The sequence below is a fragment of the Enterococcus quebecensis genome, assembly GCF_001730365.1.
Taxonomy (GTDB): domain Bacteria; phylum Bacillota; class Bacilli; order Lactobacillales; family Enterococcaceae; genus Enterococcus_L; species Enterococcus_L quebecensis.
The window spans coordinates 265,702-292,160 of the sequence record NZ_MIKB01000014.1; the positions used below are offsets into that span (position 1 = coordinate 265,702).

A 26,459-nucleotide genomic window follows, 5' to 3' on the forward strand; every position below is an offset into this window, starting at 1 on the left:
AAGAGCAAGGAGAGTTATCTAAAATATATAGACTACTCACAATTTTTCATTATACAGCTAAAAGCTGATAAAATCAAGCATTCTTCACAATTTTTGATCATTTTTTTTATCAAGCAATCATTCTCTCTTATGTCTTACTTTAATATACGTATAAATCTATTTTTTTCATTTTTTTGTTATTAATTTAGGTTATTTATTTTTCATGTTATACTAACCTTGTTCGATATTACACAAATATTTAATACACTCAACGTAGTTTGAAAGGGATGCTATCATATTGAATCAACTGTTAGAGTACCAACCACTTAACCTGTATACGAATTATCTCCAAGCTTCACTTAATTCCCCAGAAACCGCCATTATTCATGATGAAGCTTTACCAGCTTTTCCTGAGCTTGGAACTAATTACACCTATCAACTAAGTCACAAAGCTATTTTAAACCGTGCCTACCAACTAGCTAGTTTAGGTGTAAAAGCTGAAGATAAGATCATTATTTTTAAAAGTTCAACATTCGATACGTATTTGTTAGCAGTTGCAGCTTCATATTTAGGTGCTGTTCCAGCAATGATTTCCTATCATTTTCCAGCAGAAACGATTGAGGTTTTTGTCGATCGTTTGGAAAATCCATTTATCTTATTTGATGATGAAACAGAAGAGAAAATAACTAAAGTAAGAAATAGTTCTCCAGAAAAACAAATTTCGATAACAAGACTTTTACAAGCTCCTACTAAAGAAGTTCCCCAAGTGGAATTACCTAAAGATGCTATTGCTTATATGACTCATACCTCTGGTACAACTGGAATTCCTAAGTTAATTTGTCACTCTGCTAATTCGATGGGTTGGCGGACAAAATGGCAAAAAACGATTTTCACAAAAATTGCTGAAAAAAAACTTGTTGGTTTTCATATTTCACCTGTTCATTCTCGTTTTAATATTGGCGTCTCTTCTTTAATGGCAATGGGTTTTCCAATGATGCCATTATCGATTTCAAACAGTGACTCCGTTTCAAAAATGCTCTCAACTCATCAACCAATTGCTCTTGAAACCCATCCAAACAACTTTGTTCAGTGGACAACATTAGCAAAAGAACAACCTGAAGTTTTTGCCAGTGTACGTTATTACCACTCTACATTTGATGCAATCAACAATGCTACGATGGCCAGTTTCTTAAAAGCTTCAGAGAAAAATAAACCGATTTTTCTTCAAGTATACGGACAAAGCGAATGTGGTCCAATGATCTTAAAAGCTCATAACTTAGAATCATTGAAAACCTCTGATGCCCGTGATATGGGTGTTGGGTTACAAGGATTGACTGAAGCTCGCATAGCAGATAAAGAGGGGAACCTTTTACCTGCCATGACAGATGGACATATCCAATTTTTATCTAAAGGACGCGCTCTAACATACTATAAGGAAGATGAACGATTCCAAGCAACTGTTTTTGGTCCATGGTGGGATAGTGGTGATTACGGCTTTATGGATGAAAATGGTCATTTATTCCTGAAAGATCGTCAAATAGATTTGATTGAAAAAATTGATAGTAGTTTAGCAATTGAGGATCATTTGTTGGATGCGCTAGACTTTCTTCAAGAAGTTATTATTGTTAGAGCCAAAGATAATTCTCCCCAACCGATTTTAGCAGTAGATAAAAAACTAGGGATGAACTGGGATGCTTGGTGGGAGCAAGTGACTGATTTGCCACATTTAAATAAGCCAATCATTATGGATTGGGAAGACATTCCTCGTACAGCTACAATGAAAGTACAACGATTACAGATCGAAAAAGCGTTGAAAGAAGAGTAACAATAAAAAAGAATCTCAGACAGGAATAAAAATTTGTCTGAGATTCTTTTTTATTTACTATATATTGTTTCATAAGTGCTGTACTTTGCTAGTATTTCTCCAGATAAAGAAACACCAATTCCCAGCTCATCAGGCACACTGATTTTGCCATTATGAATCTCAAAAGGATCTGTTATGATATCTTCATAATAATAACGATCCGAAGCAGAAATATCCCCTGGGAATGTGAAGATTTTTTGAGAAGCGAATTGTAAATTCAGCGCCCGTCCTACACCAGATTCAAACATTCCACCTAGCCAAACAAGTAGTTCTTTTTCTTTACAGAAATCGACTATTTTCATGGCTTCCGTAATTCCACCTACTCTAGGAATTTTCAAATTAATACTTCGACAGCTCCCTAATGAAAAAGCCACTTCACAATCTTTAAGGGTTCGAATATTTTCATCCAAACAAATAGCTGTTTTTAGTTCTTTTTGTAAAAGTGCGTGGTCTAAAAAATCATCCGCTGCAAAAGGTTGTTCGATCATAGCTAGATTATACTTATCTAATTGCTTTAAATGTGGAACATCCTTAAGCCTATAGGCCGAGTTTGCATCTACCATCAGCGACAATTCAGGAAATTTCTGTCGAATCGCTTCGATTGGTTTTAAATCGTACCCGGGACGAATTTTTAATTTGACTCGTTGATATCCTTGCTTCACGTATTCAGTAATTTGATCCATCAATACAGCTAAGTCGGTTTGAATCCCAACACTCACTCCAACTGGAATTTGTGCTCTAGTGTCGTTAAAATACGTTTTTAAGCTCATTCCATTACGTTTGGCATATAAATCCCAGATTGCTGTTTCAAGGCTGGATTTTGCCATTTGATTGCCTTTTACTTCATCAAAGAGAAACGACACATCTTGAGGATGATGAATCTCTGCACCTTTCAATAAAGGAATCAAATGCTTTTCAATAATAATTCGGGCAGTCTCGATCGTTTCTTCTATGTAATCTGGCTGTTCAAAAGGAACCAACTCTCCCATACCTTGGTTGCCCAATTCATCTGTAACCAATAAAATATCAAATGCTTTTTCTGTTAAGCGGCCATAACTGGTTTCAAAAGGAGTACGCAAAGGTAGTCTGACACGATAACGATCAATACGGTGAATTCTCAACGATATCTCCTCCTTAAATTATAGGTAACTATGTTCCGTAACTGATAACTGATTCTTATCTTTCAAAGCTAAAGCGCACGGGGGGACGGGAGCTAGCCCGTAAAACGAGATAGAAATGTTAAAACAACTTCCTCAAACACCTGTGGTTTTTCCAAATGAATACAATGACCCGCACCACTCACGATTTCAATATCTATAACTGGATGTTTTGTTTTCATTTTTTGCGCAATTTGTTGAAATTTAGGATCTAATTCTCCCACAATCAACAAGATAGGAATATCTATATTAGCCAACGCTGACCAAAAATCAGGCTGAACTCCCGTACCCATATACCATAAACTACAAGCAAGACCGTAAGGACGCTGTGATAAGCGTTCTTGTCTGAGCGTTTTCTTGGTTTGAATCGGTAGTCTTTTTTGACTATCAAAAAGAGATAACCTCTCCCACTTATCAACAAACTCTTCAATTGGTCTACTCATAATAAAACCAGCTAAATCCTCATCAGAACGTTTACGAGCCATTCGCTCTGTCTTGCTTTCTAAGCCTGGAGAACCGCTCTCTAAGATTAGTTGTAATACTTTCTGAGGAAATAGGCAGGTAAACCCTAACGCCGCTCTAGCACCCATTGAATAGCCTAACAAAGCAAACTGGAATATCCCCAAATTTTCTGTCAACAAAGCAATATCCTGACATAAACAATCCAGCTGATAGCGATAAGGGTGAACATAACAATCTGTTTGACCATGACCAATTAAATCGATAGCTAAAATATTTATATCTTGTTCTTTTTGAAAGGTGGGTATAAATGTATCACTCGTACCAGTAAACCCATGAAAACAAACCAAAGTTAATCGATCTGCTTCATAGGGTGAAAGCCACTCATAATAATAATTTACGCCATTTATGTTGATTTTCATTTCTTTCTCCCAAGCTTTTTCCTCAACCCATCAATCACTTTTTCGTACAACAATACATTCTCTTGACGATCACCGACTACTTCGATTATTTGGAATACCGGTTGTTTCTTCGTCCCTTCCAGCAGTTGATCTAAGTGTTCTAAACTTTCAGCCTTCACATATTTTGCATCATATAATTGGGCAACTAAAGAAAAATCTAAATCAATCGGCGTTCCAAAAACCGGTTCAAAATCTTCTACTGTTAACTGGCTCTGTGAAAGAAAAGAGAAAATACCCCCGCCATTATTGTTTAGTAAAACAATCGTTAATGGTAAATTATATCGTTTTGCTAATAATAAACCATTCATATCATGATACATGGCCAAGTCCCCGATCAATAAGACATTCTGACGATCTGGATTGGTTGCACACATTCCCAAAGCTGTTGAAACAATCCCGTCAATTCCATTGATACCGCGGTTACCAAATAATTGATAGTGATTAGTCTCAGGTGTTGAGAACCGATCTAAAAAACGAATAGCGTTGCTATTTGAAACAAACAATTGACCGTCAGCTGTCATCTTTTTATGAACAAGAATACTTGCAGAGGTTTCGTTTAGTGCATTCAATTCGCTAAGTTCCGTTAATTGTTCTTCAGTTGTTTTTTGCCAGTCGACCCATTGACTGCACCATGAATCTGGTGTTTTCACTTTGATTTTATCTGTAATCGCTTGAGCAAAAAGCTGTTCTTCAACTTGGATAGCAACTTGGGTTTGTTTTAATTGATCCTGCCATTCACCTGTCTCATCAACAAAGTAGGTTACCGTAGTCTCATTCAGTGACTTCAACCATAACATTGTATTTTTGGAGATAGGCAACAGTCCAAATCGAACAATTACTTCTGGATGCTGAATCATCGGCACTTCTTGGATAAACAGGTCAGCATAGCTCATAATCAAAGGGCTGTTTTTGCCACATGAAGTAATGTTTGCTAATGGATCACTAATAATCGGCCAGTTTAACACCTCTGCTAAAGCAATAAATACTTCGGCTTCTTCTAGTGAATGACTTCCACCAATGATCAAAACGCCTTTTTTCCCTTGCCATGCCTTCACGCACTCAACTAGTTGCTCTTCTGACAGTTGTTTTTTACCTGCAAGAATTTTAGTTGTTTTTTCAGCAACCAAGGATTGATTCAAATCAGGTAATAGCGGTTCTCTTAATGGAAAATTCAAATGAACGGGGCCTTTTGGTGTTTGACAGGCTGTATCTGTTGCCCGCATTCCTTGCCAGTAAGCATAGTCCAACATGTCTTTTGTTCCTTCTGGAAGTGCCATTTCTATAAATGATTTTACATGACTTTGGAATAAGTGAAACTGATCCATCGCTTGTGGTGCACCGACTTGACGCAGTTCATGGGGCCGATCAGTCGTTAAAATCATTAATGGAATGTGACTGGCATTCGCTTCACAAATTGCTGGGTAGTAATTTGCAGCGGCCGTCCCTGATGTACATAACAGAGCAACTGGCTTACAGTTCGCTTTGCTTAAACCTAGAGCAAAAAACGCAGCCGAGCGTTCATCTACTTCAATAAACGTCTCAACCTTTTCTTGACGATGTAATAACAACGCTAAGGGTGTAGAGCGAGAACCAGGGCTAATGACAGCCTGCTCTACGCCACTGCTGATCATTCCTTCAACAAAAGCTTGTAAATAGTGTGTCATTTCACTTTGATTTGTCATGGTCATCCCCGCCTATTCCTCTTAACATTGGTTGAAATTTAATTTTTGTCTCAATTCTTTCTTGTTCTGCTTGAGAATCTTTAACGATTCCACAACCTGCATACAGGTAGCCAACATTCCCAGAAAATACTGCCGAGCGAATTCCTACTGCAAATTCCCCCACATCTTCTTTGATAGCGATCCAGCCAATTGGCGCCCCATATAACCCTCGATCCAACTGTTCATGTTCCTTAAGCCAATCCAAAGCTAAATTCTTCGGTTCACCGCCTAATGCTGGTGTTGGGTGCAATTGCTTGATTCCTTTTAAGAAACGATAGTCTTTTTGTCGTTGTCCTTCAATAGGCAAATGCAAATGCTGAATATCGCGATTTTTTAACAATTGCGGTTGTTGCGTCTGAATGGTGGTGCCTGTCATCATTTCTAATTCTTTGATGATTCGATCCACAACAATTTTATGTTCTTGGCGATTTTTGATATCATTCAATAAGTAATTTCCTAGCTCCGCATCTTCCGCCTCTGTTGTTCCACGTGAAACAGAACCTGCAATGCTAGCCGTTGAAAAAATCGTCGTAGAAGCTTTTAATAAGCGTTCAGGGGTAGCACCAATAAATACATGTTCACCTGATTCTAAAACAAAAAAGTACGTATTCGTTTGTTGTTCTTGGAGATTTTCTAAAATAGTATCCGCTTGAAATGGAACGTTACTTTTCACTTCCATCTGTCTAGCTAAAACAACCTTTTCTAACGGACCTGCTTCTCTAAGTTTTTCCACTGTTTCATCAACAACAGCCAGCCATTCAGCTACAGCAACTTCTTTGGATTCTATTTGAGTAGCTTCTTTGTCTACTAGTACTTGACTATCCATCAAATCAGCGAATTGTGACGTAAGTTCTACCCACTTTTTCTGCAGGATCTCTTGCGTTTGGGCACTAAAATTAATGGTGATGTACTGTTTTTCCCCAAGTTGAGTAATCAAAAAAGTTGGTAGATAAAACAGTCCTTGTTCCATAGCACCCCAATCATTGCGTTTGGGCGGCTTTTTATCAAAGGCAAACGCACCAAATAAAATAGCTCCTGTTCCTGTAATAAAATGATTTTGATAAATCTTTTCTTTTTCTTCTAAAATAAATGCATCTACTTGTTCAAAAGATGCCTGATTATATATCAATTCTTTTTCTTTACCAAAACCTACTAAAATAAAGTCTTTTTCAGGGGTTTGCCAATAAAAGCGTTCACCTTTAAATATTTTTTTCCCCTTCTCAAAATAAGTACGCAAAGAATCTGTGCATTCATTTAATTCCTTGACCCAACTAAATTGACGATAACCTTTTTCGTAAGCTTGTTCTAATTCTTTAGGAATGCTCATTTGCTTAAAAAAGCCTCCCTTTCTATTGTTGTTAAACGATGTTTTGCTAATTTTCCACTGGCAGTTTTCGGCAAAGAATGGCACAGATAAATCCGTTTAGGTAATTTATACCTTGCCAAATAAGCCTGAGCAAATGTATTTATTTTTTCCACTGTAATTGTCGGTTCACCAACGATGTAAGCAACAGGAACAGCACCCCATTTTTCATCAGGCTCACCAACTACTGCAACTTCTTTTACCCCAGGAAACTCTTGGATGACATGCTCGATTTCTGTGGGATAAATATTTTCACCACCTGAAATAATCAACTCACTTAAACGACTGACTAAATACAGGTAGCCATCTTTATCCAAATAACCCATATCCCCCGTTTTAAACCAGCCATCTACCGTCCATTTTACCTTTTGCCATTGTTCACCATTTAAATACTGCTGGACGACGTTGTTTCCTTTTAGCAAGACTTCTCCAACTTCATTTTGCTTAAGTAACCGTCCTGTATCATCAACGATTTTGATACTCATACCTTTTAGTGGTTTACCAGCAGAACCAATTTTTGCAGAAGCATCTTCAAAACTTAAAGCAACGACTTGAGAACAGGTTTCCGTCATTCCATATGATTGTATCACAGGAATTCCATAACTTTCGCATTGTTCCAACGCCTTAGACGAAATTGGCCCGCCGCCAAGTAACATCGCCTTAAAGTTTGAACTATAGCCTTTCTCAGGATGTAGTTCCAATAACTCTTGCAGCATGACTGCTACGACAGAGATGACTGTTCCACAGCCTTTAGCCAAATCATTCGTCACTATTTTTGCATCGAATTTACTATATAAACGCAGACTGCACCCCAACACTAATTGACGAATCACAATTGACAGACCACTAATGTGGAATAATGGTACAGGACACAGCCAGCAATCATCCGTTGTGATACTCATATTTTCTTGCGTTGCCAAAGCACTTGCTAGATGATTGCTAAAACACTGCACCACGCCTTTGGGATTGCCTGTTGTGCCTGATGTATACATGATCGAAGCGGTAGCATCAAGTTGGTACGTAGCATTCGTTTCGATTAGTTTTTTATCTCCACAATTTAAACGTGACATTTCAATGACCGTTACTTGGTTCAACTCTGAGAAAAACGGTAAACTCTCTGTAGAAACCACTACCTGATTCACCGAAGCATCGGTCAATTGATAGTGGAGTTCCTGCAAGCTTAAATGTGTATTTAATAAAACTAGCTCTTTTCCTAACTCCCACAACGCTAAAATCGAAAAATACATTTCTTTTGAATTCCGGCTAAATAAGCCGATTCGTTTTTCTTTATTTGGGATTTTTGAAGAAAATTCTGCTGCCCAATGTGTTACTTCTTGAGCAACTTCAGCAAACGACCATGTTTCATCCTGCCAGTAAAAAGCAGGATGATTGGGTCTTTCGTTTACTTGTTTTTGTAGCCAACTACTCATGTTCTTCATCCTTTTATGGGAATTTAGGGAATTGGTCGAAATCAGGATCACGTTTTTCTTTAAATGAATCTCGCCCTTCTTTGGCTTCATCCATTGTGTAATAAAGTAATGTCGCATCACCTGCTAATTGCTGAATTCCGGCAAGTCCATCTGTATCAGCGTTTAGAGAAGCTTTAATCATGCGCAGCGCAAGTGGACTTTTCTTCAACATTTCTTCTGCCCATTCCATCGTTACATCTTCTACTTCATCCAAAGGTACAACCGTATTGATCCAGCCCATATCTAATGCTTCTTCAGCTGAATATTGTTTACATAAGAACCAAACTTCTTTTGCTTTTTTATGACCAATCACACGAGCTAAATAACCAGAACCATAACCGCCGTCAAAGCTACCCACATTTGGTCCTGTTTGACCAAATTTTGCATTATCAGCTGCAATTGTTAAATCACAAACAAGTTGAAGAACATTTCCGCCTCCGATTGAATACCCTTTAACCATTGCAATGACTGGTTTGGGAATCACACGAATCAAACGTTGTAAGTCTAATACATTCAAACGAGGAACACTGTCTTCACCTACGTAGCCACCATGTCCACGGACTTTTTGGTCTCCACCAGAACAAAACGCTTTATCTCCTGCACCCGTTAAAATAATCACGCCAATATCTTGTCTATCGCGACTAATGTTAAATGCGTCAATCATTTCCATAACCGTTTTTGGTGTAAAAGCATTATGCACATGAGGACGATTAATAGTGATTTTCGCTACTTTACCTTCTTGTTCAAATAAAATTTCTTCGTACTCTTTGATCGTTGTCCAGTTTCTCATGAGGAAACCTCCTTATAATTTTAAAAGCGGAACAAGCCGCTTATCTCTGATAGAAAAATAGGAAATTATGACTAAGGTGCTTTTTGCATTATTCATCATTTATCTTTTTCCGAAAAGCTGACTTGTGCAGCTAGATAACATTTAAAGCGAGACAAATCGGTTAATCCTGTAGAAAATTAGGATATTGACATTGAAACGCTCTTTGTTTCATTGACAATTTATCTATTTTCCGAAGGATTGATTTGTGCAGCTAGGTAACATTTTAAAAGCTGAACAGGCTCATTCAACCTTAATCAATGCTTCTATTATACACAAATATACGAGTTTTAGAATGATAGACGGTTTAAAGAGCAGTGAAATATTAAACAAAGCAGTGCTAATTTAATCTTTCGTTTTAGAAGAAATTACACGTTAGAACAGTCATGCAGAGAAATATCTAAATAAGAAAAAGAAGTTGGACCGACAATTCAGCTCAACTCCTTTTTCTTATTCCATATAAACACTATTCGTAGGTACTACTTGGGCTCCAAAAGGCATCAATGCTAGTTTAGCTAATTTAAACGATTGCATCCCAAATGGAATCCCAATAATTGTCACGCATAAAAGAATCCCACTTATACAATGGCCAACCGCTAACCAAAAGCCGCTGAAAACCACCCAAAGAATATTCACTAAAAATGACATACTGCTTGTACTATAAATAACTTTTTTACCAAACGGCCAAAAGCTCAACCCTGCAAGCTTAAAACATTGCAAACCAATCGGAATTCCGACAATCGTGATACACCAAAGAACTCCTGCTAAACACCATGCCAAACCTCCAGCGAATCCGCCAAAAATAAACCAAATAATATTTCCTAAACAACCCATTCCTACATCCTCTACTTTCGATCTTAATAACACTATTATACTACCAAAATTGAAACTTTGTTAAGATAAACAATTCCTTTATCTATGATATACTTTACTCATCCTCAATAACGAAAGGATTGATTGTAATGCATTTATTAGATTATTTAAAAATAGAAACAACCGAACTATCCAAAGAAAAAGTCATTTTATCAATGAAAATAGAAGATTTCCACAAACAACCTTATGGGATTTTACATGGTGGAATCAATGGTGTATTGATCGAAACTGCTTGCAGTCTTGGCGCTAATGAACAGCTTGATTCACATTCTTATGCAGTTGGTGTCGATCTTCAGATTAATCACTTAAAAAGTGTCGCTAAAGGAACAATAACAGTGATTGCCACAGCTGATCGTGTAGGCCAAGTGATTCAAGTTTGGGAAGGAAAAGTCTTTAACGATGTCGGTGAATTGACTTGTGTTGGACGTTGTACGTTGATGAGTCGAAAACATGAATCATAAAAAATGAGGATGAAACAAAAGTGTTTTTCACTTTTATTTCATCCTCTAAATTTCATCAATTACACGAAAATTTATGCTATTTTACAGATCGGCTGATTGGTCCCCAGTTATTCGCTTGGAAAGCTCTAACTGTAACTGTTGATTGTGAGTTAAGCGCCGTATTAGATTCAAATTTTACTGCACTCTCAGAAATACTTCCATTTGGTCCCATTGGGTCTGTTCCATCTAATGTGTAATAAACCTCAGTTTCAACATTTGGATTCGTAAAAACTAGCTGTTCATTTTTATTAGAAATCTCAACAGGATCTAGTGTGTGTGCCATATTATATTTCTGCCACATTTGAAGAGAAAATTTCACACGATCTTCTACTTGAGGAATAACCTTTTCTTGTTGTTTCAACCAGTCAGTATATATGGTTTTTCTTGTTGCCATAAAGGCTGCATCTAATTTATAAGGAAGTTCAAGTTCCTTCGTATTATCCAAAATTACACGTTGTACATTATCTACAGAAAGTGGAGCGCCTTTTGCTCCTTTAAAATCCCCTTTAGCTGGACCAATTTGTTTTAGTACCTGATCCTTAACGAATGTTTTGAATTCTAGATTTCCTAAACTAGGATTCGTACTATCGCCAGAAAAGGCACCAAACATGCCCCCTGCACCTCTTCGTGAAAGAACATCACTATTCCATTTGTAACGGTAAGTACCACCACCACCTGCTAACGCAGCTTGACGTGTTCCAGTTAAATTGTTGTTATGAAAAGCACCGTCTGTATCATTCACATTAAATGTCATCTTCACTGAATTAGGATCACCTTGTACTGTTGCATTGGCAATGACAGCATCGATTTCTCTCTCAGTGTCAACAAACATAAATAGAATTTGTGTTTTAATAAAATCATCCATATCAATATACTGTTTAGCTTCTTGGAAATCTTTTATTTTGATGATAGAAGCTACACTCGACTTGATTGCTGCATCATCACTTTCAATGGTACCAGAAGGAAAACTACCATCTTGGAATCTAATTTTGGTATAATCCGTATCATTTCCACCAAAATACTCTTCAAACATCTTCTCCCCAAAATCTTCTTTTAAGGTTTTTAGTCCCATATATTTTCCATTATAATAATAATGAACATATCGCGAATCAAGCGCTATTTTTTTCATATCTTTAGCCAATGTATTGGTCACTTTCTCATCATAGCGATTGTAGCCTAACCCATAAATATCATTTTGTGGACCATCTTGCCCCTCTTTTAATTTCAGTCTTGCAAATTTCTTTACCACTGGAAATGCATCATTAGGGTAGGTTTCAAAAAATGAGTATTTAGCTTTTTTGGTATTCGCATTACGATTAAATTTGACTGTCACACCTGAATTCTCTTGATTGGCACTAAACTGTCCGTATTTTTTACTTGAAGCTGTACTAACATAATTCTTATTGCCACTTTTTATATGTGCATCAATATATTCAAATGTACCAATCGCATCATTATTTTTATCTAGATTTTTTAAATCACTTGTAACGGAAACGATCGGAAATTGTTTCAATGAAGACGCATATTCTTCTTCATTGACGATTTGTTTATGGCGCCATTTAATGCCTTCTATTTTTTCATTTTTATAATTATCTTGTAAAACAAATGTGTGACTGCTTATTTCCGTCATTCTATCATTATCAAATGCAACTGCTTTAACCACACACGTTTGTTTAATATCAATTGGACCTGTATAAGTCACGCCATTTGTTTTTGTTGGATCACTACCATCTAGCGTATAGGCAATCGTTAATCCAGCATCCGCTGTTAATGAAAGATTGAACCCAGTTTCATAAATCCCCCGTTCATGATCGAATGATAAGGTTGCATTAGCTTTTGCTTCATTGTTGGAATAATTAAATGTTGGCGTATTTAAAAGAGTTGTATTTGAGCTGCCATCTGGTTTTCGTCCATAGGTTTGATTGTATTTTTGCTTTTTAAATTCAAGCATATCTATGATTCGATCTTTCCCTTGACTTTTTTCTAAAAGTTTCACATCTCCCTGTGAACTTAATTCAAAAGCAAGGTGATCAGTACCTCGATCTGATTTTCCATCCAAATAAAGAGTACGATACTCTTTAGCTGGGATAATGATGTTTGTTAGCTCAGCTTGTTTCTTTTTGTTTGTTACATAAACATCCTTGTCTAATAAAACCGCTTGTTCATTGTCATTATAGAGTTCGATCCACGTATCTTTTGACTCTTTTGTCCCTTCCGAAGAAACCTCATTGATAAATACACGCTCGATCGCTTTAGGATCAGTGATTACATCATTAAAAGTCGGTGGCGTAGTATTATATTTATAACGAATGACCAATTTTGGGGCAGTTTCTTTACCAGAAGAATAGACACTACCAATAAAGTTATTCCCATCTATTTTAAATGCTAGTGCATTTCCAGATGTCCAGCCATTTAATCGTTGTTCATTGATTAAATCACTGACATTCGCTGTCCGAACGACCTCTTTACGATTGGTAAATGCTTTTTGTTCATAACGAACGGCTAACTGACCATATTGCCGATTACTAATATTTTTGACTGTACTTTGATACTCTTGAGTTTCCCCCATCTCTGTACGAATTTCCATAGTAGAAACGGCATTATTTGTTGTTGTAGAAGCAGTTACAAACTCAAGATAAGCCTCCTCTATCTCTGCCTCTTTCGGGAGTTGAACATTATTAAATCGCACCCCTGTGATTTGCTTATTACCTGGTGTTAATGAATTGGCAAAATAACCACCAATTTCTAAATTACTACTTTGAGTCACATATTGTCTTGTCCCATATTCCTCTGCAATATTTTTTGGTGTGTCAATAACATTCACTGTTTCACCAAAAGCAGATTCATATTCAATAACAAGTTTCGGCGCTAATTGAGCATTAGATTCAAAAGAGCGTGCGATAAATGACCCTTGATTATCCCCAACTATTTTAAATACACTATTATTAAGTGAAGAATTGCTTGCTCTCATCTCATTTACAACAGGTAGAAGGCTTGCTGTTGTAACGTTCTGATTAACAACTACATTTGCCGGTGTACTCATTTCTATAAATTGTTGGCTCATCGTTCTGTTTGTAAACGAACTTACTTGGGCACCAAACTCAAGACCTTCCCCAAGTTCTCCAAAAATCTTTAAATTTGTCGGTTTGTTAGACGCATTTCTAGCTGAAAAAACTAAGTATGCCTCTTTTATTACAGCATCTTCTGGAATTGATACATCCTTAAAGCGAAGATAGGTATCATATTGTGATGGTCCATGAAGATCCAATCCGGTACTTATTGAGTTAACTGCACTTCCACTAACTTTGGCATCATCTTTACCTATAGCGATAGAGATTTCCTTTTTTATCGTAAACAGATTATTTTCAAGAGAAAATGAACTTTGGACAGCATTAAAATTGTTTAAATCACTCTCTTGCTCGCTCACGATTTCTTCCTCTGACGGATCTTGTTGATCTTCAGCAAACGAATAAACTGGCAACATCAACAAACAAGCAACCAGTAGATAAAATTTAACCATTATTGATAACACATTTCCTTTTTTCATATTGCACCCCTAATTCAAAATATATGAAACAATTATTTACATAAAAATAGTTATATCCTTAAACTTCTTATTGGCTCTTTTTTTGCTTATAACTCATCTTTATTCGTAGACACTTTTCCAGAAACAATAGTCAAATTGCCATTTCTCACTCGAAGAGCATCTAATAACTCTTTTTCATCTTTTTGGTCTTTTAACATCACTCGATAACGTAGTTCATATAAACTTCCCATGGTCGTTGTTTTTACGGAATCCAACGTTGCATGGTACGTGTATTTTTGGAACAAATCATCAAATAGTCCTGGATAATCTAAATCTTCAGGGATCGTAATCTTTAACTCTCTTTCTGCTACTTTGGTCTTCTCTCCAAAGCTTGATGTATTCAAAAGTATTAAGAAACAGGCAATTACAAGAGAAAACAGCATAATATACATCACATATCCCATACCTGTTGCTAAACCAATACCCATTGACCAGAAAATACTCGTAATTTCTCGAGCGCCCCCTGCAACAGAACGAAACCTTATCAAACTAAAGGCACCTAAAACGGCGACACCAGTACCTAGATTGCCATTCACTAATATAATAACTAATTGAACTAACGTCGGCAGAGCTGCCAGTGTAATTACAAAATTTTTACTGTATACATTTCTATACATGTGAACAAAAGCAACCAGAACCCCTAAAATGATTGATGCACTTATACAAATTAAAAGTTTATCAAACGGTAAATCTACGGCTCCTTGCGTTCCTGAACCTTCCACCAATAAACTAGACAACATAATTAAAATCCTCCTTACAATATAAATAACGCTGATAGGTTTGAGCATATTTTGAAAAAGATGTTGGATAAATATTTAATTCCGATAAAATACCAGAGAACCAGATGGGATAAGAACCTAAAGCTTTTACTTCCATCAATACATCAATTTCAGGCGCCACGCGTGCTCCTTCATCAGTCAGATTTTCACTTAAACATTCTTTTTTATAACGAATATTGAAATCAAATGTGATTCGAAAATCTTCATCCTCATTATAGAATAGCGCTCGTCGATCATAGGCGATCATGACCTTTGATTCGAGTTCATTTTGAGATAGTACCCAATCTATTTCTTCTTTTACTTGTTGATCTTTTGTATCCATACATTCTACAGGCTTAGAATCATTGATATATTCTTTAGCCGCTGAATAAGTCAAAGCCATTCTTCTTTTATAAACAACACCTTGGACTTTCTTTTTTATTTCTAAAAAAACCGTTGAATCTTTTTTTGGAACACCATAACTTCTGATTCGAAACTTCTCTTTGTACATGGGTTTACTCATCGAATGTCGAATCATCTTGTAGTTTTTAGTGTCAAAATATAAAGAAATAATTGTATGCAATCCATAATCATCTTCTTGCATGTATGGTGCTAATTTCTCTCTTAATTTATGATAGGTTTCTTCAGAGAGTGCATACTTTTTTTCTTTTCTTTGAAAACTCTTTTTTAATTTAGCCATTTACCTTCTTCTCCTAACGCCTTCATTGCACTAGCTTTTCAGTTGAGATTTATTAAATAATTCTTGACCAAATTGCTATTGAACTATTTTTTATTCCTTTTTTGATACCACCTCTCTGGTTCTAAATCCTTTACAAAACCCCTCTCATCTCCATTATCAGATCTGTTCAAAGTCTATTTGAAATAACTTGGCTAAACTGGATTTATCAAAAACTGAGTAAAGTGCGAGCAAAGGAACAAACTAGGTTTAAAGATATTTGATCCAGCAACAAACTTTTTGCTAGTCTTCTAACTTTAGAAATTGATATTTAGAGAAAAGTTTTGAACGTAGTAGACTTATTTGTTTTTTTTCAAAATGAACCTTAAAAAAAGATATTTAACTCGTGACTTGATCTTCTTACAACTAGCTCAATTCACATCTGAATTATTTAAAAATCCTACTTAATAATAAAATAATGACAATCTAAAAGCAACGTTTTATTTAACAAATGTTAAATTTTAATTATATATAGGTATAAAAATAATAATTAACAAAAACATAATAACTACATGTATGAAAAATAAATAAAAAAATGTGAATAATGAGCTTATTAATCACTACTCTTTGCAAATATTCATTCATATATTGATCTTAGCTGGATTCATCTATATATTGATTTTCCATATAATAAATAACTATGTTTTGAATTTTGTTAAAAACATTCGTATTGCTCATCAATCAACATATAGATCAAATAATTTTGAAAATATATTAGTAAAAAAACAATAGAATAAAGATCGTTTAAAATGATCTTTAACGTTTATTAATGAGTAATATTTGGTTATTTGTTGTCTATTGAAAGATTTGTTCTTAGAATTAGCAGATTTTTCAATAAATAGATACGAGCTAAAAAAGCGACAAACACAAATGCCAATATTTAAAATCAAAGAATACATTCAATTGTATATCCAGAGGGAAGAAAAAACGGTTTTTACGCTGCAACAATTAAAGCAACATCAAGAGTATATCCAAGAAACGATCCAAACCTACTTAAGTATTTCCAAAAAATCGAAACATATAAAAAAACAAACGAAGGTTAGTGAGTAAACCCTTCGTTTGCTTTATTTTTTTTAGGTAGAGCATTATTTATATAATTTCTCCTGTTATGATTTTTAATTTCATGAGCAAGGAAGAAATAAGTTCTAATTCCTTTTGATCCACGGTTGAATATTTCTGGTTAATGATTAACTCTCTTTCATTTTTGACAAGTGAACGCATGATACTTAATTCTTCTAATGTTAAATTTGATAAATAGCCATGATTTGGTTCAGAATAAGCTGTTGCTTTTATCTCAAATGTTTCTGAATCTCGTTCTAAACTTGTTCTAACTTGAAAGCCATTTGAAAAAGTAATTAACTCAACATAAAAATACTCTGAAAAAGTAATCGGTTTACGTTCAAAAACAGTCGTCTTTTCCCCGAATATCTCTAAGATATTTTCGATGAAATTTGATAGTGCTGTGCCAATATTTAATTGTTTCGAAAAACTTTTAGATAGTAATAATTTTTCTTGTATCATATCGTTACCTCTCACTTCTTATTACTATCTATTATAAACATACTTTTTTTCAAAACAAATATTATGATAATTAATTTTTTTTATATTTACTGTAACTATCCAATTCATACTGATTTTGTTTAAGCTGAGAAAAAAAGACCCTCTCAATTACTGCTGAGAGGGTCTTTCTTCTTTTATTCTTCAGTCGTTGTATCTGCATCAGGTGTTTCAGTTTCAGTAACTGTTGCTTCCACACCTTCAACTTCTTCGACTACTACTTCTGGTTCCGGCTCAACAACTGCCATCGTTACAACTTTTGCATCTTCTTCCATTCTCATTAAACGAACACCCAATGTGGCACGCCCTGTTTGAGAAACTGAATCTACGTTGAAACGAATAATAACACCTTTATTGGTGATCACTAGAATATCTTCATCACCACGAACGGTTGTAAGTCCTGCTAATGGACCATTCTTCTCTGTAATGTTGGCTGTTTTGATTCCTTTACCGCCACGGCCCTTCACAGGGTACTCAGAGGCTTTTGTACGCTTACCGTATCCATTTTCCGTCAACACTAGAACTTCCGTGTCAGCGTCCAATAAAGAGGCTCCTACGACATAATCATCTTCTCTTAGACGAATACCACGCACACCGGATGCTGTACGTCCCATGTCACGGACTGCTGTTTCAGCAAATGTCACAGAGTAACCGTTGTGTGTCCCGATGATCATGTTCTGTTCGCCATTTGTTAAGATAACATTGACTAATTCGTCCTCTTCTTTCAGACCGATTGCAATCAAACCATTGCTTCTAATATTAGAGAATGCTTTGACGGCTGTACGTTTCACTGTACCTTTACGTGTTGTGAAGAATAGGTAGTGACCTTCTTCAGCTTGCCCTTCAACTGCGATAATTGCTTGGATTTTCTCACTTGAATCAATACCTAGCATATTGATTACTGGAATTCCTTTAGCCGTTCTGCCGTATTCTGGGATCTCATAGCCTTTAGCACGATACACTTTTCCGTTATTCGTAAAGAATAATAACGTATCATGGGTTGAACAAGAGACAAGATTTTTCACGAAGTCATCATCATGAACACCCATACCTTGAACACCACGTCCACCACGGCGTTGCGCTCTAAATTCGCTATTGGCTACACGTTTGATATAGCCATTATTCGTTAATGTAATAACTACTTCCGCTTCTTCGATCAAGTCTTCGTCTTCCAGACTTAGTACTTCACCTACTAATAATTCTGTGCGTCGGGCGTCACCATATTTATCACGGATATCACCTAATTCGGTTTTAATGATTTCAACTACACGTTCTGGACGAGCTAAAATATCATTTAAATCAGAAATAAGTTTCAATAATTCTTGATATTCATTTTCTACTTTATCTCGTTGCAAGCCTGTTAAACTACGCAAACGCATATCTAAGATTGCTTGAGCTTGACGATCAGAAAATTCAAATCGTTCGATCAAAGAAGCTTTTGCTTCATCATCTGCTCTTGAATTTCGGATAATTGAGATAATCTCATCAATATGATCTAAAGCAATTCGTAACCCTTCTAAGATGTGGGCACGTGCTTCTGCTTTTTTCTTATCAAATTCTGTACGACGTGTAATAACTACTTTTTGGTGCTCTACGTAGTTTTCAAGAATTTGTTTCAAGCTTAAGATTTTTGGCACACCTTTTTCAATTGCCAACATATTGAAGCCAAAAGAAGTTTGTAATGCTGTCATTTTATATAAATTATTTAAAATAACCGATGCACTAACATCGCGACGAACATCAATTACGATCCGCATTCCTTCACGAGAAGATTCATCACGTAAATCGGTGATTCCTTCGATTCGTTTTTCACGGTGCAATTCTGAAATTCGTTCAATTAATTTTGCTTTGTTAACCATATATGGTAATTCAGAAACTAAAATTCGTTCTTTCCCATTCGGCATTTCTGTAATATCTACTTTGGCACGAACAGTAATCGAACCACGACCAGTTTCATAAGCACGACGAATACCGGATTTACCCATAACTAAACCACCTGTAGGAAAGTCTGGTCCAGGTAACACTTCCATTAATTCATTCGTTGTAACTTCTGGATTTTCCATCAGTAAACCAACAGCTTCGATTACCTCGGTTAAGTTGTGAGGAGGGATATTTGTAGCCATCCCTACCGCAATCCCAGTTGTTCCGTTGACTAAAAGGTTAGGAAAACGTGCTGGCAATACATCAGGCTCTTGTTCAGAGTCATCATAGTTTCCATGGAAATCAACGGTATCTTTATTAATATCACGCAGCATCTCCAAAGCAATCTTACTCATTCTCGCTTCGGTATAACGCATTGCAGCCGCTCCATCTCCATCGACAGAACCAAAGTTTCCGTGTCCATCAACTAGCATACTACGGTAACTAAATGGTTGCGCCATACGTACCATTGCTTCATAAATGGATGAATCTCCATGGGGGTGGTACTTACCCATTACGTCCCCGACAACACGAGCCGATTTCTTATGAGGTTTATCTGGTGTTACACCTAACTCATTCATCCCATATAAAATACGGCGGTGAACAGGTTTTAACCCATCACGAACATCTGGCAGTGCGCGAGCTACAATAACACTCATCGCATAATCAATGAAGGATTCTTTCATTTCACTGGTCAGATTGACGTCTTGAATGTTCTCTTTCATTTCTTCACTCATGAATCTATCTCCTTCTTAATTAAATATCTAGATTTTTCACGTAATGGGCATTTTCTTCAATAAATGCTCGGCGTGGTTCAACACGATCCCCCATCAACATTTCAAAAATTTGATCGGCTTCAATTGCATCATCCACACTAACACGTGACATCATTCGTCTCTCAGGGTCCATCGTTGTTTCCCATAATTGATGGTCATCCATCTCTCCAAGACCTTTATAACGCTGAACACTTGGTTTTGGACTTGCTGGTAAAGAAGCTAAAATCTGAGCTAATTCTTCTTCAGCATTTTTCCCTGGTTGAACGTAAGTGATATTTTTCCCTTGCTTAACCCCATATAAAGGTGGTTGTGCGATATATACATACCCCGCTTCAACAACTGGACGCATGAAACGATAAAAGAGTGTCAATAACAGCGTACGGATATGAGCGCCATCGACATCGGCATCAGTCATGATTACTAATTTGTGGTAACGAGCTTTCGCTACATCAAAATCAGCGCCAAATCCAGTTCCCATCGCAGTAAATAGCGAACGAATTTCTTCATTAGCTAAAATTTTATCCATGCTGGCTTTTTCAACGTTTAGGATTTTCCCACGAATTGGTAAGATCGCTTGGAATTCACGGCTACGTCCTTGTTTTGCTGAACCGCCGGCTGAATCTCCTTCGACGATGAAAATTTCGCATTTTTCAGGATCTTTACTTGAACAATCAGCTAATTTACCAGGTAAATTACTGATTTCCAAAGCACCTTTACGACGAGTTACTTCACGCGCTCTTTTAGCAGCCATACGGGCTTTAGACGCTAATAGACCTTTTTCTACGATTTGTTTACCCACAGTTGGGTTTTCCATCAAGAATTTATTGAAATACTCAGAGAATAAGCGGTCAGTAACCGTCCGAACTTCTGAATTTCCTAATTTTGTTTTGGTTTGTCCTTCAAATTGAGGTTCTGGGTGTTTGATAGAAATAACAGCTGTTAATCCTTCACGAACATCTTCCCCTGTTAGGTTCTCATCATTTTCTTTCATGATCTTTTGTTTACGGGCGTAATCATTGATTACACGTGTTAATGCCGTTTTGAAACCTGATTCATGAGTTCCACCTTCATACGTATGGATGTTATTGGCGAAACTTAATAGGTTTGTGTGGTAACCATCTGTATATTGCATAGATACTTCCACGATGATGTCTTGTTGTTCCCCTTCAATGAAAACTGGCTCTGGGAATAACACATCTTTATTCGCATTCAAATGTTCTACGTAACTCTTGATCCCGCCTTCGTAATGATATTCTTTCAAGACAGGTTTTTCTTCACGTTTATCTTCAATAGAGATTTTTAGACCTTTATTCAAGAATGCTAGCTCTCTAACACGTGTTGCTAATTTATCAAAGTTAAAGATAGTTGTTTCGGTAAAAATTTCTGGGTCTGGAACAAAGTGGACCGTTGTTCCATGACGATCTGTATCACCGATAACTTTTAAATCATCTTTTACAGCACCTTGATGGAACTCTTGGTAATAAATTTTACCTTCTTTATAGACTTTAACATCTAAAGTTGTTGATAAGGCATTAACAACAGAGGAACCTACCCCATGAAGTCCGCCGGAAACTTTATATCCGCCGCCTCCGAATTTTCCTCCGGCATGGAGAACGGTAAAGACTGTTTCTACGGCCGGACGTCCAGTTTTTGCTTGAATACCAACTGGAATTCCACGTCCATCATCGACAACAGTGATACTGTTGTCTTCTTCAATAACTACTTGGATACTTGAGGCAAAACCAGCCAAAGCTTCATCAATCGAATTATCAACGATTTCCCAAACTAAGTGGTGCAAACCTTCCGAACTAGTCGATCCTATGTACATCCCCGGACGTTTACGAACAGCTTCAAGACCTTCTAATACCTGAATCTGACTGGCATCATATTCTTGTGCACGTTCTTTCATGTTTTTTTCTTCTTCTGTCATATAGATGCTTCCCTCTCTATCTCTCCCTGATGAACATAAAATATATCTGGTTCAACAGTTAATTTATTGTTTAAATGATCCAAACTGGTGGTGGTTAAAAAAGTTTGAACCTTTCCTTCAATCGTTTCTAGCAGGTGCAATTGTCGTTCATTATCTAATTCACTCATGACATCATCCAATAACAACACAGGATATTCACCTGTTTCTGAATACATTAAATCAATTTCCGCAAGCTTTACACTTAACGCAGTGGTTCTTTGTTGTCCTTGTGAACCATATGTTTGGACATTTTGCCCATTTACATTAAAAATCAGGTCATCACGATGAGGACCTAAAAAGGTATTCGCCTTAAACAACTCGCGTTTACGGTTGTCAAGGAGACTCTGCAGCAACTGCTTTTGGATCTCTTCTAGTGAAAAATTTTCTTTGTCTAATGGGATACTTGAAAAATACTGAATTGTTAATTCTTCTTTCTCATGACTGATTTTCTTTTGCAATAAATTGGCCCAATGTTCCAATTTCTTTATAAATTCTAGCCGTGCAAATAACACTTTACCGCCAAATTCAGCCAATTGTTCCGTCAAAATATCTAAGTAAACAAGATCTGATTGTTTCTTTTCTGCCAACTGTTTCAAATATTGATTGCGTTGTTTTAAGACAGACTGGTATTGAACCAAATCATATAAATAGATAGGATTAACTTGACCTAGCTCCATATCAATAAACTTACGTCTCAGCTGTGGTGAACCTTTCACTAAGGACAAGTCTTCTGGTGCAAATAAAATAACATTCAATTGACCGATATATGAACTTAAACGCTTTTGCTCAATATGATTGACCTTTGTTTTTCGGCCTTTGTTAGAAATTATAATTTCTAACGGTACCGTTCCTGTCTTTTTTTCAATAACACCACTGATCCTTGCTGAATCATTGTCCCAGTGAACAAGTTCTTTTTCATTACTTGTTCTGTGACTGCGGGTCATCGCTAAAACATAAATACTTTCCAGAAGGTTAGTTTTTCCCTGTGCGTTTTCGCCTAGAAAAATATTCAATGTTTTAGGAAAATCTAAGGTCAGCCCATCATAGTTACGATAATGCTGCACCTCGATTTTATTCAGTCTCATCGATTGGCTCGCCTTTTTTCACCATAAAAAAAGTACCTTCTTCAGGTATCTCGATCATCATACCAGCATATAATTTTCTTCCGCGGCGATTTTCTAATTCACCATCAACGAAAACACTATTTTCAGCTAAATACCATTTGGCTTGACCGCCACTGCCAATAACATTGATTTCTTTTAAGACTTGACCTAATGTCATAAAATCAGTCTCTAAAACAATCGTCTTTTTCAAAATGCATCCCTCTTTTTTATTTTCACTTTTACTCTAATATTATACTCTTTTTTATACCAGAAAACAAATTTATCCGTCTAATTTTGTTTCTAAGCAATTTTAAATGCAATCGACAAAAAATATTATAACGATAAAAAAAGGCTTAAAATGCATTTTAAGAAGAATTTTGCAAGTTTAGCCTTTAACTTTTTTTTCAATAGCTTTCAATAAAATGATAATTAGTTCGTGTAGATTAAAAATTAATTTGAATCAATAGATTCAGCTTATACTTTTCAAAAGCCTGTATTGATAGCATTTGTCTTAGGGAAAATAACTGACGGAGGTTATTTTTTTAGCCAATTATATAGCTAATAATAATTATTTTACGTCATTGAATGAGTTATTTTCCAATAAATGTATAAATAGGTTTCAGCCAATTATATAAAATTCATATCTCCAATTTTAAAAAAAACTAAAAAATCACCTATCCCAAAATGAGACAGGTGATTTTTTTTAATTCGTACGAACCGGTGTAATCAACTGAATAAAGTCTAAATCTGTTTCTGTAGGTTCTAAAGTAAATGGACGAATCGCAGAAATAAATTTGACTGTAATGCTCATATCACCAAATGCGCGTAGTGCATCTTTCATATAATCCGGATTAAAAGAAATTTCCAATGGATCGCCAGTTACTTTTTCGTAGTTCAATGGTTCTTCAACTTTACCAATTTCTGGCGAATTTCCATAAAGAACCACAGAATCAGAAGCGATTGCTAAACGAACGATATTGTTACGGCCTTCATGTGACAATAAAGAGGCACGATCAATTGCTGATAATAATTCTGGTACATAAAAATCGATTTCTGTATTAAAACTTGTTGGAATCAAACGATTTGTATCAGGGTAGTTTCCTTCTAACAAACGAGAATAAAAGTACATATTTTGTGTTTTAAACAATACTTGATTTTCCATAATGCTAATTTCAACCATTTCTTCTTCATTCGTAAATGAACGAGAAAGCTCGGTCAAACTTTTTCCTGGAATAACGATGTTAAAATCTTCCGCCGCTTGTTCGATTGGAATGATTCGTTGGCTTAAACGGTGTGAATCTGTTGCAACAGCTAATAATTTTTGATTTTCTAAAATAAAATGAACCCCAGTTAAAATTGGACGACTTTCATGAAGTGAAACAGCAAAACCTGTTTCATTGATGATTTTTGTCAACAGATGAACTGGTAATTGAATTTGATTTTTTGCATCAATGACAGGAAGGTGTGGATAATTATCTGCATCCAGTCCATTAACTGTAAAATCTGCTTTTCCTGAAGTAATTGCTACTTGATTATTATCTAGTACTTCCAATGTAAACATGTCTTCAGGTAGTTTACGAATGATCTCACCAAAGAAACGAGCTTGTAAAACAATACTACCTGTTGATTCAATTGTCATTTGAGCTTTTTCATCTTCTTGGCTTAGGAAGCTTTCAATAGAAATATCTGCATTACTACCTGTTAATGATAATCCTTCATCAGTTAAAACGATTTTAACACCTGTTAAAATTGGAATAGTTGTTTTAGAAGAAATGGCTCTTTGAACCGTTTGTAATTCTTGTAAGAATGTATTTCTTTTTACAGTTACTTTCATAATGATTGAACTCCTTTTTAATTGAATTTAAATGCTTATATTTTGCTAAAACAGTTTTGTATTTATATATAAATAAATAATAAAAGTAGTAGGTCTTGTTAATTCTGTGGAAAAGTCTAGAAACGAAATAAAAGATAAGTTTTCCACCTGTGTATAACTTGTGGAAAACTTTTTTCTTTTTCTCTTTTTTATCCACAGGCTAAGAATTAAGCAAGTTTTTGATTTCTCCAACTTCTTTTTGAATGGCTGGATCTTTTTCCATTAATTGTTGGATTTTTTCGTGAGCATGAATAACTGTTGTATGATCTTTACCGCCAAATTCTGCACCAATTTTCGGCAGTGAATTATCCGTCATTTCTCTGGAAAGATACATAGAGATTTGCCTAGGAACAACGATTGATTTTACACGTTTCTTGCCTTTTAAATCCTTTAATTGGATATGGTAATACTTTGCCACTTCTTCTTGGATTTGTAATATTGATAGATGATTTTGAGCCCCGACAGATTTTAAGGATTTCAATGCATCTGCTGCCAGACTAGTTGTGATATCTTCGCCATTGATAGTAGCAAAAGCTTGAACACGTACCAATGCACCTTCTAATTCACGAATGTTAGAATCAATTTGTCCTGCGATGTAACTTAGTGTATCGTCAGGGATTTCCAACCGTTCAGCATCTGCTTTTTTCCGTAAGATAGCAATTCGTGTCTCCAAGTCTGGAGGTGTGATATCGACAGACAATCCCCAAGCAAAACGAGAAACTAAACGTTCTGGCAATTTTGGAATATCATTTGGCGGTCGGTCACTAGTCAGTACGATTTGTTTATTTTCATTATACAGATCGTTAAAAGTATGGAAAAATTCTTCCAATGTTGCTTCTTTCTCTGCTAAAAATTGAATATCATCCACCAACAGAAGATCAACATTTCGGTACTCTTTTCTAAATTGTTCTGAATTCTTTGTTTGGATCGAATTGATGAATTCATTTGTAAAGGTCTCACTGCTAACGTATTTCACTTTGGCATCTGGTCGATTTTGTAACATTTGGTGACCAATGGCATGCATTAGATGGGTTTTTCCTAAGCCGACCCCACCATAAAAGAACAACGGGTTATAAATGGAACCAGGATCTTCCGCAACAACTAAAGCTGCAGCGTGAGCCATTTGGTTTCCTTTTCCGATGACAAAGGTGTCAAAAGAATATTTTGGGTTTAATAAAGCCTTTTTGCCATGTTCGGCAATTTTTTCTTGTGTCACAGGGGCTTTTTTTTCTTCTTGAACCGTCATCACTTCTTTTTCACCAGTAATAACAAAATGAGGCATCACTTCAGCACCAGTTAATTTAAAGCCAGTTTCGACGATTTTTGCGGCTAAATTCTTTTCCCAATAGTCTTTATGAACAGCAGAAGGAACTTCTAACCATAATTGATTATTCTCCAACTTTAACGGTTGAGTCGTTTTTATCCAAGCGTCAAAACTTGGAGCAGACAAAACAGACTGGTAAGTATCTTCTAGATCTTTCCAGAAACTTTCCACATCGGGCATACAGT

Annotated in this window: 20 protein-coding genes; 3 read left to right on the forward strand and 17 right to left on the reverse strand. The window is 36.0% G+C overall.

The window, feature by feature from the left end; all coding sequences use genetic code 11:
- Positions 1 to 277 precede the first annotated feature (277 nt).
- Entirely contained in the window at positions 278 to 1,804 is a 1,527-nt protein-coding gene (locus tag BCR23_RS09235; protein WP_069635203.1) for an AMP-binding protein, read from the forward strand.
- A gap of 50 nt (positions 1,805 to 1,854) precedes the next feature.
- Here the strand turns inward: BCR23_RS09235 and menC are convergent, their stop codons facing one another.
- From menC to BCR23_RS09270, 7 genes are all read right to left on the reverse strand, one after another.
- Positions 1,855 to 2,964: an o-succinylbenzoate synthase gene (gene menC, locus BCR23_RS09240; protein WP_069635204.1), complete on the reverse strand. Its 1,110-nt coding sequence runs from the start codon at positions 2,962 to 2,964 to the stop codon at positions 1,855 to 1,857.
- Between the two features lie 92 nt (positions 2,965 to 3,056).
- Positions 3,057 to 3,881, reverse strand: coding sequence for a 2-succinyl-6-hydroxy-2,4-cyclohexadiene-1-carboxylate synthase (gene menH, locus BCR23_RS09245; protein WP_069635205.1), 825 nt, complete (start codon positions 3,879 to 3,881; stop codon positions 3,057 to 3,059).
- A complete protein-coding gene (gene menD / locus BCR23_RS09250; protein ID WP_069635206.1) occupies positions 3,878 to 5,602 on the reverse strand; it encodes a 2-succinyl-5-enolpyruvyl-6-hydroxy-3-cyclohexene-1-carboxylic-acid synthase in 1,725 nt (574 codons plus the stop codon). The genes menH and menD overlap by 4 nt, the downstream gene beginning before the upstream one ends.
- Positions 5,586 to 6,968 carry an isochorismate synthase gene (locus BCR23_RS09255; protein ID WP_069635207.1) on the reverse strand — a complete coding sequence of 461 codons (1,383 nt, stop codon included), beginning with the start codon at positions 6,966 to 6,968 and terminating at the stop codon, positions 5,586 to 5,588. The genes menD and BCR23_RS09255 overlap by 17 nt, the downstream gene beginning before the upstream one ends.
- Complete coding sequence (locus tag BCR23_RS09260) at positions 6,965 to 8,434, reverse strand: o-succinylbenzoate--CoA ligase (protein ID WP_069635208.1); 1,470 nt, start codon at positions 8,432 to 8,434, stop codon at positions 6,965 to 6,967. Before BCR23_RS09260 ends, BCR23_RS09255 begins: the two co-directional genes overlap by 4 nt.
- Positions 8,435 to 8,447: 13 nt before the next feature.
- Complete coding sequence (menB, locus tag BCR23_RS09265; protein WP_069635209.1) at positions 8,448 to 9,263, reverse strand: 1,4-dihydroxy-2-naphthoyl-CoA synthase; 816 nt, start codon at positions 9,261 to 9,263, stop codon at positions 8,448 to 8,450.
- A 486-nt stretch (positions 9,264 to 9,749) separates the two neighbouring features.
- On the reverse strand, positions 9,750 to 10,133 hold the full coding sequence (locus tag BCR23_RS09270; RefSeq protein WP_069635210.1) for a YccF domain-containing protein: 384 nt from the start codon (positions 10,131 to 10,133) through the stop codon (positions 9,750 to 9,752).
- A gap of 128 nt (positions 10,134 to 10,261) precedes the next feature.
- Here BCR23_RS09270 and BCR23_RS09275 point away from each other — a divergent pair, with 128 nt between their 5' ends.
- On the forward strand, positions 10,262 to 10,633 hold the full coding sequence (locus BCR23_RS09275; protein ID WP_069635211.1) for a PaaI family thioesterase: 372 nt from the start codon (positions 10,262 to 10,264) through the stop codon (positions 10,631 to 10,633).
- Positions 10,634 to 10,709: 76 nt separating this feature from the next.
- Here BCR23_RS09275 and BCR23_RS09280 read toward each other — a convergent pair whose 3' ends face one another.
- The 3 genes from BCR23_RS09280 to BCR23_RS09290 all read right to left on the reverse strand — a co-directional run bounded on the left by BCR23_RS09280 (position 10,710) and on the right by BCR23_RS09290 (position 15,716).
- Positions 10,710 to 14,219: an FN3 associated domain-containing protein gene (locus BCR23_RS09280; protein WP_069635212.1), complete on the reverse strand. Its 3,510-nt coding sequence runs from the start codon at positions 14,217 to 14,219 to the stop codon at positions 10,710 to 10,712.
- A gap of 86 nt (positions 14,220 to 14,305) precedes the next feature.
- The gene (locus BCR23_RS09285) at positions 14,306 to 14,998 is read right to left on the reverse strand and encodes a DUF4956 domain-containing protein (protein WP_069635213.1); all 693 of its coding nucleotides are present in this window, start codon (positions 14,996 to 14,998) and stop codon (positions 14,306 to 14,308) included.
- Positions 14,988 to 15,716: a polyphosphate polymerase domain-containing protein gene (locus BCR23_RS09290; RefSeq protein WP_069635214.1), complete on the reverse strand. Its 729-nt coding sequence runs from the start codon at positions 15,714 to 15,716 to the stop codon at positions 14,988 to 14,990. The genes BCR23_RS09285 and BCR23_RS09290 overlap by 11 nt, the downstream gene beginning before the upstream one ends.
- A 906-nt stretch (positions 15,717 to 16,622) precedes the next feature.
- Here BCR23_RS09290 and BCR23_RS09295 point away from each other — a divergent pair.
- Positions 16,623 to 16,802, forward strand: a complete 180-nt coding sequence (locus BCR23_RS09295) for a hypothetical protein (protein ID WP_141706728.1) — start codon at positions 16,623 to 16,625, stop codon at positions 16,800 to 16,802.
- 39 nt (positions 16,803 to 16,841) lie between these two features.
- Here BCR23_RS09295 and BCR23_RS09300 read toward each other — a convergent pair whose 3' ends face one another.
- The 7 genes from BCR23_RS09300 to dnaA form a co-directional block, all read right to left on the reverse strand.
- A complete protein-coding gene (locus tag BCR23_RS09300; protein WP_069635216.1) occupies positions 16,842 to 17,273 on the reverse strand; it encodes a hypothetical protein in 432 nt (143 codons plus the stop codon).
- A 173-nt stretch (positions 17,274 to 17,446) separates the two neighbouring features.
- Positions 17,447 to 19,966, reverse strand: a complete 2,520-nt coding sequence (gene gyrA / locus BCR23_RS09305; RefSeq protein ID WP_069635217.1) for a DNA gyrase subunit A — start codon at positions 19,964 to 19,966, stop codon at positions 17,447 to 17,449.
- Between the two features lie 19 nt (positions 19,967 to 19,985).
- Complete coding sequence (gyrB, locus tag BCR23_RS09310; RefSeq protein ID WP_069635218.1) at positions 19,986 to 21,935, reverse strand: DNA topoisomerase (ATP-hydrolyzing) subunit B; 1,950 nt, start codon at positions 21,933 to 21,935, stop codon at positions 19,986 to 19,988.
- Entirely contained in the window at positions 21,932 to 23,059 is a 1,128-nt protein-coding gene (recF, locus tag BCR23_RS09315; RefSeq protein ID WP_069635219.1) for a DNA replication/repair protein RecF, read from the reverse strand. The genes gyrB and recF overlap by 4 nt, the downstream gene beginning before the upstream one ends.
- Positions 23,046 to 23,288, reverse strand: coding sequence for a S4 domain-containing protein YaaA (yaaA, locus tag BCR23_RS09320; RefSeq protein ID WP_069635220.1), 243 nt, complete (start codon positions 23,286 to 23,288; stop codon positions 23,046 to 23,048). The genes recF and yaaA overlap by 14 nt, the downstream gene beginning before the upstream one ends.
- Before the next feature lie 492 nt (positions 23,289 to 23,780).
- Positions 23,781 to 24,911: a DNA polymerase III subunit beta gene (gene dnaN / locus BCR23_RS09325; protein ID WP_069635221.1), complete on the reverse strand. Its 1,131-nt coding sequence runs from the start codon at positions 24,909 to 24,911 to the stop codon at positions 23,781 to 23,783.
- Positions 24,912 to 25,110: 199 nt separating this feature from the next.
- Positions 25,111 to 26,454 carry a chromosomal replication initiator protein DnaA gene (gene dnaA, locus BCR23_RS09330; RefSeq protein WP_069635222.1) on the reverse strand — a complete coding sequence of 448 codons (1,344 nt, stop codon included), beginning with the start codon at positions 26,452 to 26,454 and terminating at the stop codon, positions 25,111 to 25,113.
- Between the last annotated feature and the right edge of the window lie 5 nt (positions 26,455 to 26,459).